The sequence below is a fragment of the Hymenobacter armeniacus genome (assembly GCF_014699055.1).
GTDB classification, from domain to species: domain Bacteria; phylum Bacteroidota; class Bacteroidia; order Cytophagales; family Hymenobacteraceae; genus Hymenobacter; species Hymenobacter armeniacus.
The window spans coordinates 498057-513230 of the sequence record NZ_JACXAC010000004.1; the positions used below are offsets into that span (position 1 = coordinate 498057).

4 protein-coding genes are annotated in these 15174 nt (G+C 66.2%); 1 reads left to right on the forward strand and 3 read right to left on the reverse strand.

The window, feature by feature from the left end:
* Positions 1-28 precede the first annotated feature (28 nt).
* The 3 genes from IC234_RS13510 to IC234_RS13520 form a co-directional block, all read right to left on the reverse strand.
* Positions 29-8437, reverse strand: coding sequence for an FG-GAP-like repeat-containing protein (locus IC234_RS13510; RefSeq protein ID WP_190925463.1), 8409 nt, complete (start codon positions 8435-8437; stop codon positions 29-31).
* A gap of 137 nt (positions 8438-8574) precedes the next feature.
* Positions 8575-9039: a hypothetical protein gene (locus IC234_RS13515; RefSeq protein WP_190925465.1), complete on the reverse strand. Its 465-nt coding sequence runs from the start codon at positions 9037-9039 to the stop codon at positions 8575-8577.
* A 346-nt stretch (positions 9040-9385) separates the two neighbouring features.
* The gene (locus IC234_RS13520) at positions 9386-11401 is read right to left on the reverse strand and encodes a M13 family metallopeptidase (RefSeq protein WP_190925467.1); all 2016 of its coding nucleotides are present in this window, start codon (positions 11399-11401) and stop codon (positions 9386-9388) included.
* 174 nt (positions 11402-11575) lie between these two features.
* Here IC234_RS13520 and IC234_RS13525 point away from each other — a divergent pair, with 174 nt between their 5' ends.
* The gene (locus IC234_RS13525) at positions 11576-15034 is read left to right on the forward strand and encodes a class I SAM-dependent DNA methyltransferase (protein ID WP_190925469.1); all 3459 of its coding nucleotides are present in this window, start codon (positions 11576-11578) and stop codon (positions 15032-15034) included.
* Positions 15035-15174: the final 140 nt, after the last annotated feature.

The following is a 15174-nucleotide window of genomic DNA, read 5'->3' on the forward strand; positions in this document are numbered from 1 at the left end:
TTTTGCGGCAGAATGCCTCATTGGGCTGCTATTCCACCTGCAGCGTGCGGCTAAGCTGTCGGTCGGGGGCCGTCAGGCGGAGGAGGTAGGTGCCGGCTGCCAACTGGGGCAGGTTGAGAGTAGTGCTCCCGGCGTTGGCGGCGGGCACTTCCTGCTGGTACACCAACTGGCCGAGGGCATTGTATACCCGTACCGAGGCAGCCTGGCGGCCCAGGCCCGGCACCTGCACCTGCACGCGCTGGCTGGGGCCGGCCACCGGGTTGGGGTAGAGGCGCATTTCGGCAGCGGCTTCGGTGCTGGTGCGGGCGGCCAGCACCGTGCCGCCGTTCAGGCGCAGGTTCAGGCCCGGAGCGGAGCCAGTGGAAAGGCTCACGAAATCCAGGTCGCCGTCGGTGTCGAAGTCGGCCAGGAGCAAAGGCCCGGGCGTGCCGCCCACCGCAACGGGCGTGCCGGCGCTGAAGCCGAAGCTGCCGCCGTTGAGGCGCAGCTGCACGGTGCCCGCCGTGATGGCCAGGTCGAGGTCGCCGTCGTGGTCGAGGTCGCCCACGGCGAGGGCGCTGGGGGCGGCAGTCAGGGGCAGAACAACCGGCGCGGCAAACGAGCTTGCGGAGCCGGCGTTGCGGTAAAGGCGTGCCTCGCCGGTGGCGGCGCCGGTGCTGCCGAGCACGGCCAGGTCGAGGTGGCCGTCGCCGTCGAGGTCGGCTACTTTGAGGTCCTTGGCCGCGAAGCCGGTGCCCGGGTTCAGGTTCAGGGCCACCATTTGGCCCGACAGGCCAGCGGCGTCGTTGTTGGCGTTGTACCACACGCTCACGGCGCCGGTGGCGGCATCGGCCACGGCCAGGTCGAGGCCGCCGTTGCGGTCGAGGTCGCCCACGGCCAGGCCCACGGGCAGGGCAAAGCCGTGCGTGAACGTGAAGGGCTTGTCGACGAAGAAGCCGCGGGCGTTCAGGTAGATGTCGATGGCCTGCGGGCGGGTGAGGGCGAAGTCCTGGTCGCCGTCGCCGTCGAAATCACCAAAGGCAATGGCATAGGCGCCCGTGGCCAGGTCGAAGGAATAGTACATGTTGGTGCTGAACGAGTTGCCGGTGTTGAAGGCCATGTTCAAACGCGCTTGAATGGGGCCACCGTAGTGGTCCACAATGGCGGCTTCCAGGTCGCCGTCGTTGTCAAAATCCACGGCGGCCATGTGGGCGGTCGAGGAGTAGGCGTAGGGAATCAGGGTGGAGTGGTAGGTGAAGGCGCCCGTGTGGTTGGGGGTGCCCATCCACAGGTACATCTGCGTCACGTCGATGTTGGAAAACGGGCCCGGGCCGCCGGCGATGATGTCGGGCGCCCCGTCGTCGTTGAAATCGGCGGTGATGAAGTCGCGGGGCGGGCCCAGGTTGATGCCGAAGGCATTGGGCGCCTGTGGCGCCACGCCAAAGTTGCCAACGCCCGTGCCGCCCACGGCCGCCGTGTACTGAAACACTTCGGGCTTGGCCCGCGCCCCGGCCACGCCGGCCGTGGTGGAGGCGGCCTGCAGGAAAGAAGGCACGCTCACGCTCACCTGCTCGCCGGGCAGCAGCGCGTCCTGGGGCGTGAGCTCCGGTGTGGCCGTGCCCACTAGGCTGTAAGAGGAGCGGCGCTTGCCCTGGCGCATCGCCGTGTGGGCGTTCCAGGCGTCGAAGTTGGCGGCGGTCAGGGCCTGGTTGAAGTTGAGGCGCACGGTGGCCGTGCGCGACACGTTCAGGGCATTGGTGGCGGGGGTGTGGCTCAGCATCTGCAGGGGCGGCGCTATGGGCCCGTTGCGCAGCAAGCGGATGCCGGCGTTGGCGGTGAAGAACGACGTGGTGAACACGTCGAGGTCGCCGTCGCCGTCGAAATCAGCCAGCGCGATGGGGGCCGAAAGCGTGGTGGCCACGGTCATGGGCTGGGAAAAGCTCATGTTGCCGGTGTTGCGCAGCACGCTCAGGCCGGTGTTGTAGTTGCCCACCAGCACGTCGAGGTCGCCGTCGGCGTCCACGTCGCCCACGGTCACGCCGTCGGAGGTGGCGGTGGGGTAGCCCACGTAGCGCTTATACTGGCCGAAGCCGCCGGCGCCGTCGTTGGCATAGAAAGCCAGGCCCGCCCGATAGTTGTCCTGCAGCATCAGGTCCAAGTCGCCGTCGCCGTCGAAGTCGCCCAGGTTCAGGTTGGCGTAGCCGTACTCGTAGCGCGGCGGCGTGGCCGGCGCCACCAACTGGCCCTCCCCGTTGTTGAACAGCACCGACACCACGCCGGTGTAGTAGTTGGCCTGCACGTAGCCGTAGGTCAGCGCATCGAGGTCGCCGTCGTTGTCGAGGTCGGCCAAGCGCAGCCCGTCGAGCGGGGTGCTCCCGGTGGCAATGGCCGGCAGCGGAGCCGCAAAGCCGCCTCGGCCCGTGCCCGGATACACGCGCAAGCCGGAGTCGTCGCGCAGTATCAGGTCGATGTGGCCGTCGCCGGTGATGTCGCCCAGGTCGTAGCCGACGGGGTTGTACCAGGTGCTGCTGGCAAGGGCGGCCGGCGCCTGGAAATTGCCTTGGCCGTCGTTAATCAGCGGCTGCACGATGCCCGGCGACCCGTTGAAACGGTTGGTGCCCACGATGTCGAGGTCGCCGTCTTCGTCGAGGTCGGCCTGGCCGAGGTAGTTGAATTCCCCGCTCCCGAAGGCCAGTTGGGTCGTAAACCCGCCCTGGCCGTTGTTGCGGTAGAGCGTGCCATAGTTGTTGCCGCTGCTGGGGTTGGAAATAGTGAGCAGGTCCACCGCATTGTCGCCGGTGAAATCAGCCGCTAGGTAGCGGCGGGTCTGGCTGGGCGGGGTTATCGGGGCATCGGCCACCAGGGCGCCGCGGCCGGTGCCGCCGGTGGCCGCCCGGAAGGTGAGCACCCGGGCCGTGTTGCCCAGCACGGTGTTGCCGTTCTGGTCGAGCAGGCCGGGCAGCACGCTCAGGGTCAGTTCTTCGCCAGGCAGCAGGGCCGCGGTGGGGCGGTAGGTGAGGGGCGTGCCGCCGCTCACGGCGCCGCTGCACTTACCGCGCAGGTTGCTGGTCAGCACCAGCTTGCTGGCGCCCGAGGCCTGGTCGATGGGCTGCGAATAGGTGAGGGCCAGCGCCGCGCTGGGCGCCGCCGCAATGGCGTGGCGGGCCGGCAGCGAAGCAAGCTGCACGGGATTGGGCACCATCACAAACGCCGTGGAGCTGGTGGCCGTGCCGCTGGGCGTGGTAATGCTGATGGCGCCCGAAGTGGCCCCCGCCGGCACCGGCACCGTGAGCTGGGTGCCGCCCTGCACCGCAAAGCCCGGCGCCAGCAAGCCATTGAAGCGCACCGCCGTGGTGCCACCAAAGTACTGCCCTGCCACCGTGACCACGCGCTGCACCGCGCCGCTGGCCGGCGTGAAGCTGCTGATGGCCGGCACCGGCACCGTGAACGTGGCGCCCGTGGCCGTGCCCGCCAGCCCCGCCACCACAATGGGCCCCGTGGCCGTGGCCGCCGTGGTGGTGATGGTAATTTGGGTAGCTGATACGATGGTGAAGGGCACCGACACGCCGCCGATGGTGACGGTGGTCACGCTGCCCAGCGAGGTGCCCGTGAGGGTGATGACCGTGCCCACCGGCCCATTGGTGGGCGTGAAGCCGGCAATGGTGGGCTGCAGGGGCCGGTTGAAGTAACTGTAGAGCCCACTCTTGTAATTGCTGCCGTTGGCCGCAATGAGGCTGTCGCCGCCTACAATGATGTCGAGGCTGCCGTCGAGGTTGAAGTCGGCCACGGTCATGTCGCGCGGCACGGTGCTGGGCGCCAGCGTGAGGGGCGCGGCAAACGTGCCGGTGCCGTTGTTGAGCAGGATGTTGGCGCCCGTGTAATACACGGTCTGGCCGGTGGCCAGGTCCAGGTCGCCGTCGGCGTCGAAGTCGCCCACGCGCAGGGCGCCGAAGTAGCCGTTGGGACCCACCGCCGTGGGCGCGCCGAAGTTGCCCAGGCCGTCGCCCTTGCGCAGGCGCACATTGCCCTGCGAGTACGACGTGGCCGTGCTGGCCACGAGGTCAATGATGCCGTCGCCGTCGAGGTCGCCGGTTTCGAAGGCGATGACGGGTTCGGCGAAGGTGAGGGCGGCCACGGGCACAAAGTCGCCGGTGCCGGTGCCCATGCTGCGGCCCACCTGGGCCGAAGTCAGCTGCGTGCCGCCCGTGAGCAGGTCGAGGTTGCCGTCGTTATCGAGGTCGGCCAGGCGCAGGGTGCCGCTGCCGCGCACGGCGGCCACGTCGGCGCGGCGCTGGAAGGTGCCGTTGCCCGCGTTCAGGGTCACCATCACGCTGTCGGCGGTTTGTATCAGGGCGGCCAGGTCGGAAGTGCCGTCGGCGTTGAGGTCGCCCACGGCCAGGTCCAGCACCGTGCCGTTCACGACGTGCACGGGCTGGGCGGTCCCAAAGCTGCCGGTGCCGGTGCCGGCCCGCCACCACACGCGGTTGATTTCGCGGCCCGAGCGGTAAGCCAGAAACTCGGCCGTCACGAGGTCAAGGTGAGAGTCGCCGTTGATGTCGGCCACCCGAATGGCGCGCACCAGCGAAGTACTCACGGTTTGGGTGCGGGCCCCAAACTGGCCCTGGCCGTCATTGAACAGAATGCGCAGACGGTTCTGAAAGGACTCCTGCGTGATGATGTCGACGGCGCCGTCTTCGTCGAAGTCGCCCACGGCGCTGCTCAGGTAGCCGGTGTAGTTGGCGTAGCCGCCCCAGCGCAGGTTGCCCTGCCCCGGGCCGCCGGTGGCTGCCGTGAAGTCGTACACCTGCGGCGGCGTGCTGCCGGCACCGGCCGGGACCGGAATGGTCACCTGCACCCGCTCGCCGGGCGCGTAGTCCAGGGCGGGGTCAAAACCGAGAGTGCTGGTGCCGGCACCAGAGGCCGTGCCGGCGCGCCGACCCTGCCATAGGTTGCTGCGCACCACCAGGTTGGCAGTGCTGGCGCCCTGGCCCAGGCTCAGGGTGATGTTGCCGTTGCGGGCCGCACTGTTGGCGTTGCGGGCCGGCGACAGGCTGCTGATGGGCAGTGGCGCCGTGATGGTGAAGCTGCCGGCGCTGGTGGCCACGCCGCCCGGCGTGGTGAGCGTAATTGGGCCCGACGTAGCACCCGCCGGCACCACGGCCGTGCTCTGCGTGTCCGAAAGCACCATCACGCTGCTGGCCGGGGTGCCGTTGAAGGCCACGCCACGGGTGCTGCTGAAGCTGGTGCCGGTGATGATGACGCGGGTGCCCGCTGCGCCGCGCGTGGGCGAAAACGCCGTAATGGTAGGAGCGGGGCGGCCTTGGTTGAGGCGCAGCTCAATGGCGTTGCCGCCGGCCGGGTACAGCACATCCAGGTCGCCGTCGCCGTCGAAGTCGGCCAGCTCGCCATTGTAAATGGCGGTGCCGGCGGTGCTCACCGAGTAGTCAATGGGCAGCTGGAGCAGGCCGGTGCCGTTGCCCAGGCGCACGCTGATTTTGGGCAGCGCGGTGCCCCCGCCACTGCCGCTAAACGACACGAGGTCAAGGTTGCCGTCGCCGTTCACGTCCACCAGGTTCAGGCCGGTGGGGTCGCTGGGCACGGTGGTGGCGGCCACGGCCGAAGTAAACTGCCCGTTGCCCAGGCCTGCCCAAAACAGCACCGGCACGGGGTTGCTGTTGAACACATTGGTGGTGGTCACCACGTCGAGACGGCCGTCTCCGTTGAGGTCGGCGAGGTCCATGTTGGCACCGTAGGTAGTGCCCAACGACATGCGCGGCAGCAGCGTGAACTGTCCCTGGCCGTTGTTGAGCGCCGCGTGCAGGCCACCGCTGTAGGAAGTGGACACCACGTCGAGGTCGCCGTCGTTGTCCAGGTCGCCGAGGCGCAGCTGGCTGGGGTTGTTGAGGTCGAGCGGCGAGCCGAACAAGCTGAAAATACCCCCGCCGTTGTTCAGGGCCACGCGCAAGTACTGCGAGTATTCCAGATACGCCAAGTCCAGGTCGCCGTCGGCGTCGAGGTCGCCCACGCGCATCGGGCCCGAAATATTATTGGCGCTCAGCGAGGCGCCCAGCGAAAACTGCCCGCGGCCGTCGTTCAGCAGCACGTCCACGCGCACGGTGGTGGTGGTGCCGGTCACGATTTCGGCCACCAGCAGGTCGAGGTCGCCGTCGCCGTCCACGTCGGCCGGCAGGGGCTCGCTTTGCACCGAGCCCGCCAGCGTGGGCAAGCCCGCGCCGGTCGTGAAAGTGCCCGTGCCGTTGTTAAGGCGCACCATCAGGCCAAACGTGCTGCTGCCCGTGCTGATGGTGCCCACCACGTCGAGGTTGCCGTCGTTGTCGAGGTCCACGGCGTGCAGGCTGCCGGCCGTGCTGCCCATGGCCGTAGAGCCGGTTACCGTGGAGTATACCCCCTCGCCGGTGCCGCCGGTAGCGGCCCGGAACTCCACCACCTGCGGCTGCACCGAGCCGCCCGACGTGCCCGTGAGCGTGGCCGGCAGCAGCAGCGAAACCCGCTCGCCGGGCGCAAAGGCCGGGCTGGGCGTCAGGCTGAGCGTGGCCGTGCCCGCACCGCTCACGGTGCCCAGCTGCCGCCCCCGGCGCTGCGAGCCGAACACGCGCATCTCGTTGGCCGAAAGCGTGGAAATGGGACTGGCAAACGTGGCCTGCACCGCTGCGGTGCGGCTCACGCCCAGGGCGTTGCGGGCGGGGGTGGTGCTGGCCACCAGCACGGCAGGCACGGGCCCGGCGGTCACCACAAAGGTTTGGGAGGAGGTGGCGGCCCCGCCGACGGTGGTCACGCTGATGACGCCGGTGCTGGCGCCGGCCGGCACGGTGGCCGTCACTTGCTGGTTAGAATTTACCACGAAGGCGGCCGTAGCACCATTGAAGCGCACGGCCGAGGTGCTGCTGAGGGCGGTGCCCGCAATGCGCACCGACGTGCCCACCGGGCCCGCCGCCGGCGAAAACGCGGTGAGCGTGGGCGCCGATACCGGGGGCGCCAGCCCGTCGCGGCCCATTATCACGCGGTTGGAGGGGCCGGCGGCGGTGATGACGTCCAGGTCGAGGTCGCCGTCCACGTCGCCCAGCGTCACGCCCAGCGAGTAAGGCGTGCCCTGCTGGGACTTCAATTCCAGGGCGCCAAACTGGAGCGCGAAGCTGCCGGCGCCGTTGTTGATGAAGGTGATGACCTGGCCGCCGGTGCCCTGGGCCACTGCCAGGTCCATGTCGCCGTCGGCGTCCACGTCGCCGGTGCTCACAGCGTTGGGCGTGCTGCCGGTGGGCAGGGCGAGGGCGGTGCTGCCCACGAAGGCGCCGCCGCTGTTGAAACGCACGCTCAGGGTGCCGGCCGTGGCGTTGGTGGTGATGAGGTCGAGGTCGCCGTCGCCGTCAATGTCGGCCAGCGCCAGGTCCGACGGGGCCGTGCCCACGGCCACGCTGGTGCTGCCCGAGAAGCTGCCGCTGCCGTTGTTGACGCGCACGCTCACCGTGTTGCTGCCGCTGTTGCTGGTGATGATGTCCAGGTCGCCGTCGTTGTCGATGTCGGCCAGCTGCACGCTGGTGGGCTGGCTGCCCACGGCCACCGTGACCACGCCCGTGAAGACGCCCTGGCCGCCGTTCAGGCCCACGCTCACGGTGTTGCTGTTGTAGTTGGCCGAGGCGAAGTCGAGGTCGCCGTCGCCGTCCACGTCGCCGGCGGCCACGCTCACGGGGCGGTTGCCCACGTTAAGGAGCTGCCCGGCCAGGTTGGCCACGCCGAAGTGGCCGTCGCCGTTGTTGAGGGCAATGGCCACGGTGGCGTTGTCGGCGTCGCCGGCCAGCAGGTCCAGGAAGCCGTCTTGGTTCACGTCGGCCAGCACGGCGCCGCTGGGCGTGTTGCCCACCACGGTGTTGAAGTTGGGGGTGAAGGCGCCTTGCCCGTTGTTCAGAAACGAATACATGCCGAACAGACCGATGTTCGAGAGCAGGTCCAGGTCGCCGTCGTTGTCGATGTCGCCGAGTAGCATGTCGCGCGAGTTGGTGTAGGTCACCTCCGTCGTGTCGAGGAAGAAGCCCTTGCCCGGGCCGCCCGTGGCCGCCGTGAACTGGTACACCTGCTTGGCCGCGCCGGTGCCCGCCCCGCTGGTGAGAGTGTTGGGCACCGTCACGCTCACGCGCTCGCCGGCCGCGAAGGGCTGCGTGGGCGCGAAGCTCAGGATGCTGGTGCCGCCCCCGCTCACGGTGCCGGGCCGCTTGCCGCGCAGCTGGCTGCCGTACACCTTCAGGTTGGGGGCCGAGGCGGCGCTGATGGGCTGCGAAAAACTCACCGTGACCGGCCCCGAGCGGGGCGCGGCCACCGCCTGCCGGGCCGGCTGCAGCACCGTGACCGTGGGAGCCTGGGCCAGGGCCGGTAGCTGCCCGGTGCCAAGGAAAAGAAAGAAGCCAAGCGCGAGCCTGGAAAGATGCGTAAAGCGTTGGGGCATACTTGGAAATAATGGATAAAAAGAACGGCAGTAAAGCTACTCTGCAATAGTTCTTTTCTCCGCATCACAGGCCCTGCTTTGTTTGCTGCGCGCGCATTCGGGGGCAGCGGTTTGTCGGCCGCAGCCCGGCCCGGGCGCTAGTCGCCTTTCTTCACCACCACCTTTTGCCTGATTTCGGGAGGCAGGGGCTTGCCCTGCTCGTAGGCGGCCAGGATGGCCTTCTCCCGGCCCCGGCCAAACGAGGCGAACTTGACGGTGCCGACCGCGACGGCCACTGCCGCGGTGCTGGCGCCCACAGTAAACGGGGTGTCGTTGGGGGCGTGGGTGCCGCTGGGCACCACGCCGTTGCTCACCAGCCAAAAAATAAACGACACCGGCACCAGCAGCGCCCCGCCCAAGACGAAATACCCGCCCGTTGCCCGCTGCTTTTTGAACAGCCGGTGCACGGCCTGGGCGGTGTCGGCGTGGGCCTGGAGCGCCAGTGGCCCTGGCGCCACCGCCAGGCGGGCGGTATCGGGTGCGGTCTGGGCCTGGGCCGCGCAGCTACCGGCCAAGAACAGGGCAACAAACAGGAAGCAGCGCATCGAAACAGAATGAAGCAAGCTGAAGCCCCAGCAGGAAGGCATTTTCCAACAGGGGCCGGAAGCTAATCATAAAACTTCTATAAATATTTTTATTGCTATGTATCGGGCTTGTGGGAGGGAAGGCGCCTGCTCCGGGAGGCTACGCCCTCTCTTCCGCCCTGATTTCTACCCTGAACAATGACCTCCCCCGACTTCGCCGCCCGCTGGCACCACTCCGGCGGCGCCGAGCGCGCCAACTACGGCCTTTTTCTGTAAAAACTCCGCAACCTACTGGCCGTGCTGAGAACCCCGCCTCACGCAAAAGCCCCCACCCGTCGGCTGACGAATGGGGGCTTTTGCGCCAATTGAAATGGCTGGCGGCTGGCTACCAGATAACGACTCGCTCGCTGGCCGGGCGCCACATTTTGTCGCCTTCCTTGAGGTTGAAGGCCGTGTAAAACGCGTCGATGTTGGAGAGCGGCCCATCTACCCGGAAGCGGGCGGGGGAGTGCGGGTCGGTGAGCACCTGCGTGCGCTGGCTTTCCTCGCGGGCCTTTTGGCGCCAGATGGCGGCGTAGGAAAGGAAGAAGCGCTGGTCGGGCGTGAGGCCGTCGATGAGCTGGGTGCCCTGGCCCTGCGGCGTTTTCTTGAAGGCCTGGTAGGCCACCGTCACCCCGCACAGGTCGCCGATGTTCTCGCCCAGCGTGAGCTTGCCGTTGACGTGCAGCGTGTCGACGGCCACGAACTGGCTATACTGCTTGGCCAGGGCCGCGCCCCGCGTCTTGAAGTTGGCCAGGTCCTCTTTGCTCCACCAGTTGCTGAAGCGGCCCTGCGCATCGAACTGGCTGCCCTGGTCGTCGAAGCCGTGGCTGATTTCGTGGCCGATGACGGTGGCAATGCCGCCGTAGTTGACCGCGTCATCGGCCTGCGGGTCGAAGAAGGGCGCCAGCAGAATGCCGGCGGGAAACACGATTTCGTTGTTCAGCGGGTTGTAATACGCATTGAGCGTGGGCGGCGTCATGGTCCACAGCTCGCGGTTGACGGGCTTGCCCACCCGGCGCATGTTTTCCCGCAGCTCAAACGCCGTGGCGGCTTTCACGTTGCTGAAGTAGTTCGGGCCAATCGTCAGGGCCGAATAATCGCGCCACTGGTCAGGGTAGGCAATCTTCCGGCGAACGGTGCTCAGCTTTTGCGTGGCTTTTTCTTTGGTCGCCGCCGTCATCCAGCTGTTGCTTTTGATGCGCTCGCCAAAGGCCGTGACCACGTTTTGCACCAGCTCGTTCATGCGTTTTTTGGCGTCGGCCGTGAAGTACTTCTCCACGTACACCTTGCCCAGGATTTCGCCCAGCTTGGCATCGGTGGTCGCCACCACGCGCTCGTTGCGCGGGCGGTTTTTGGTTTGGCCCGCCAAAGCCGTGGAGTAAAACGCGAAATTGGCGTCCGCAAATGGCGCGCTCAGGTAGGGCGCCGCGCTGCTGAGCAGGCGCACCCGCAGGTAGTCTTTCCAGATGGCCAGCGGCGTGGCCGTGAGTTCTTTGTTGAGCCCGTCGAAAAACTCGGGCTGGGCCACCAGGAGCTTGGCCGGGGCCACGTTCAGCTTCTGAAACGTGGCGCCCAGGCCCAGCAGCGGGAACTGCTGTTGCGCTTTGTCCAGGGTGTAGTAGTTGAGCAGCTTCTGGATGTTGCGGTTTTCGGTGGGCGTGCGGGCCCCCGCGGCCAGGCGGGTTTCGAGGGCCACGATGGCCGCGGCCCGGTCCGCCGCCTGGGGCGTGCCCGACAGCTCCAGCAGCTGCTGCAGGTAGGTGGTGTACTTGGCCCGGATGGCCACGCCTTTGGCGCTGGCGTCGGTGTAGTAATCCTTGCCGGGCAGGCCCATGCCGCCCTGGCCCAGCGTGGCGATTTCAACGTCGTTGCTGACGGGGTCGGCCAGATTGCCCAGGCTAAACAACGGGGCCGTGCCACTGCTCAAGCCCGCGGCCAGCTGCGTGGCGGCCTCGGCCGCGACGCCCTGCGGCGTGCTGATGGCCTCAATGCGCTTCAAATCGGCCTGCACGGGCTGAAAGCCGAGCTTGTCGATGGCGGCCGTGTTCATGCCGCTGTTGTAGAAGTCCTGCAGCTTTTGCGCGGCGCTGCCCGGCTTGTTTTTCTGCGCGGCCATGGACGTTATCAGCTCCTGCAAGCGGGTCCGGGTCTTGTTCCGAATAATCACCGCGTTGCCCCACGACGATTCCGTGGCCGGAATCTCGTTGGCTTTGAGCCAGCCGCCGTTGGCGTAGGCGTAAAATCCATCGCTCGGCTTCACGGCCCGGTCGATGGTGGTTTGGTCCAGAAAGACCTGCTGGGCTTGCGCCCCCGCGGCGCCGCACAGCAGCAGCGAAGACAGAATAAAGGTTTTACGCATACAATTTTTTTGAAATAGAAACTGAAAGGTATGGTAAGCAAGCAATACAAACTATGTATTTTTTTATAAAGAAGGCTTGTCCCTACCATTCTACACTCCGCTGCCAACGGAGCGGTACCGCGCGGCTGCGTGCCCCAAACCCTCTATCTTCCGCCCTGATTTCTACCCTGAACCATGACCTACCCCGACTTCGCCGCCCGCTGGCGCAATTCCGGCGGCGCCGAGCGTGCCAACTACGGCCTCTTTCTGCAAGACCTCTGCGACCTGCTGGGCGTGCCCAAGCCCGACCCCACCACCGACCAGCCCGCCCAGGACCAGTACGTGCTGGAGCGCGCCGTCACCTTCCAGGACGGGCCCAAGAAGAGCACCGGCCGCATCGACCTCTACAAGCGCGGCTGCTTCATCCTGGAAACCAAGCAGGGCACCGACTCGCCCGATTCGCAGCAGCGGGCCGAAAAGTCGGACCGCGCCGAGCTGGGCCTGGCCGCCGAGAAGCGCCGCAAGGGCCACGCCCTGCGCGGCTCCGTGAAGTGGGAGCAGATGATGCAGGCCGCCCGCCAGCAGGCCCTGGGCTACGTGCGCGCCCTGCCCTCCGAGGAGCCCCGCCCCCTGTTTGTGCTGGTGGTGGACGTGGGCTACTGCATCGACGTGTACTCGAACTTCGCCGGCGTGGGCGATTCCTTCGTGCCCTTTCCCGACCAAGCCCGGTTCCGGCTGCCGCTGGCGGCGCTGGCCGACGAGGGCACCCGCGCCCTGTTGCGCCAGGTGTGGGCGGCGCCCCGCGAGCTGGACCCCAGCCGCCGCGCCGCCCGCGTCACGCGCGAGCTGGCCGGCTACCTGGCCGGCGTGAGCGCCCAGCTGGAGCGCGCCGGGCACGCGCCCGAGGTGGTGGCCCAGTTCCTGATGCGCTGCCTGTTCACGATGTTTTCGGAGGACGTGGGGCTCATCCCCAAGGCCAGCTTCACGGGCATGCTGCGCACCTACTCCACGCCCGAGCTGCGCGAGTTTCTGCCCGATGCCCTGCGCGGCCTCTGGGCCACCATGGACACGGGAGGATTCTCGCCCGACCTCAAGGCCCGCCTGCGGCGCTTCAACGGCAAGCTCTTCCACGACGCCACCGCCCTGCCCCTCACCCCCGACCAGATGGCCCTGCTGCTCAAAGCCGCCGAAGCCGACTGGACCGAGGTGGAGCCCGCCATCTTCGGTACCCTGCTCGAACGCGCCCTCGACCCCCGCGAGCGCCACAGCCTGGGCGCCCACTACACCCCGCGCCGCTACGTGGAGCGCTTGGTGCTGCCCACCGTGCTCGAACCCCTGCGCCGCGAGTGGACGGCCGCCCAGGCCGCCAGCGCCCGCCGCCTCGACGAAGGCCAACCCAAGGACGCCCGCCAGGAGCTGGTGCGCTTCCTCACCCGCCTCACCTCGCTGCGCATCCTCGACCCGGCCTGCGGCTCTGGCAACTTCCTCTACGTCACGCTGGAGCACCTCAAACGGCTGGAGGGCGAGGTGCTGGCCGCCATCAACGCCTTCGGGCAAACCGGCCTGCTCGACCTCGGCGGGGGCACCACCGTGTCGCCCCGGCAGCTGCTGGGCCTGGAGCTGAACCCGCGCGCCGCCGCCATTGCCGACGTGGTGCTGCGCATCGGCTACCTGCAGTGGCACCTGCGCACCCACGGCATCACCCAGCTGGCCGAGCCCCTGCTCGACGAGTACCAGAACATCCGCCAGCAGGACGCGGTGTTGGATTACAACTTGACAGTGCCTCGATTGGACGAAGCAGGGCGCACGATTACTCGCTGGGACGGATTTACAATGAAAGTCCATCCGACAACTGGCGAACAAGTACCAGACGAAGCCGCGCAGGTAATAATGCTGGATTACCCTAAAGCGAAACCCGCTGAGTGGCCTAAAGCAGATTTCATTATTGGCAATCCTCCATTCGTGGGAATGAAGCGAATGAGATTGGTTCTTGGTGATGGCTATACAGAAGCATTACGCAAAGCATACGCCAAGCAAGTGCCTGACTCGGCTGACCTTGTAATGTATTGGTGGTATAAAGCGGCCGAATCCGTCAGTAAGGGGGAAGCTGAACGGTTCGGGTTTATAACTACCAATTCGATAACTCAAATTTTCAATCGACGGGTAATCGAGCCTTATCTTGAAAATGAGTCCAGTCCGCTGTCAATAACGTTTGCCATTCCTGACCACCCTTGGGTCAATGGTGTCGATGGTGCAGCCGTACGCATTGCTGCAACTGTTGTCGAACTAGGCAAACGCCCCGGCCTTCTAGCTACGGTTATTCGTGAGCAAACCGGCAAAGAAGAAGATGCTATTGAAGTTGAGTTAACAGAAACTTCAGGGGTAATAAATGCTGATTTAACTTCAGGTGCCGACGTCGCGGGCGTGGCAGCTCTGCTTGCTAATGATAAATTGGCCTATCTGGGCGTAAAGCTCTACGGCTCTGGTTTTATCTTAAGTCCAGAAGAAGCTGCGTCACTGAAAACCACCTCAAGCGCTGCAATCGTGAGGCGGTATGTTAGTGGACAGGACTTAACGCAAAAACTACGAGGCCTTTCAGTGATAGATACTGATGGATTGTCACTTGACGACTTAACGGGTAAATACCCTGATGCTTTACAGCGCTTATTGCTCTACGTGAAGCCGGAACGTGACCACAACCCAAGCAAAGAGAAGCGAGAGCGTTGGTGGCTTTTTGGTGTGAATCAGCAATCAATGCGTAAATCTGTTAGTGGGTTGACTCGCTACATTGTCACGACTGAAACAGCAAAGCATCGATTCTTTCAATTTGTCGCCGGGGATTATCTAGCCGAGGGCACCAACATTGCAATAGGCATTGAGGATGCCTATTATCTCGGAGTTCTTTCCAGCAACATTCATATAAGTTGGGCATTAGCGGCAGGTGGAATCCTTGGAGTTGGTGGAACACCGCGTTACAACAAATCCCGCTGCTTCGACCCATTCCCCTTCCCCGACGCCACGCCCGCGCAGCAGGTCCGCATCCGCGAGTTGGCCGAACAGCTCGACGCCCACCGCAAGCGCCAGCAGGCCCAGCACCCCAGCCTCACCCTCACCGACCTCTACAACGTGGTGGAGAAGCTGCGCGCCAACCAGCCCTTGTCGGCCAAAGACCAGACCGTGAACCAACAGGGCCTGGCCTCCGTGGTCCTCAGCCTGCACCAGCAGCTCGACGCCGCCGTGGCCGAGGCCTACGCCTGGCCCGCCGCCCTGCCCGACGCCGAGATTCTCACGCGCCTGGTGCGCCTCAACCACGAGCGCGCCCGCGAGGAAGCCGGCGGCCACGTGCGCTACCTGCGCCCGGCGTATCAGGCGAAAGGAAATAAGGAACAAGGGATAGGGAATACGGCCACCCAGGCCGACCTGGCTCTGGCCGTATCCCCTGTGCCCTCCTCCCTTATCCCCTTCCCCACCGAGCTGGCCCAGCAGATGCAGGCCTTGCGCGACGCCCTGCAGCAAGCCGCCCAGCCGCAGACGGCCGCCCAGGTAGCCGCCCGCTTCCGGCGCCTGAAAGCCGACAAGGTGGAGCCCCTGCTGGCCACCCTGGCCGCCCTGAGCCTGGTGCGCCAAACGCCGGAAGGGGCGTACGCCGGCTAGGGCATGTGGCCAGTAAAAAAGCCCGTCATGCTTCGACCAGCGCAGCATGACGGGCTAACTGTTTACAGACCAAGCTTCACATGCGCGCTGAAAACTGGCCCAACCTTCTCCAGCACGTCGTGCAGCGCGCCGTCGGCGCA

What these genes read in the sequence shown, in the direction of transcription:
- IC234_RS13510 (WP_190925463.1), bottom strand. Translation starts at nt 8,437, where the DNA reads ATGCCCCAACGCTTTACGCATCTTTCCAGGCTCGCGCTTGGCTTCTTT.
- IC234_RS13520 (WP_190925467.1), bottom strand. Translation starts at nt 11,401, where the DNA reads ATGCGTAAAACCTTTATTCTGTCTTCGCTGCTGCTGTGCGGCGCCGCG.
- IC234_RS13525 (WP_190925469.1), top strand. Translation starts at nt 11,576, where the DNA reads ATGACCTACCCCGACTTCGCCGCCCGCTGGCGCAATTCCGGCGGCGCC.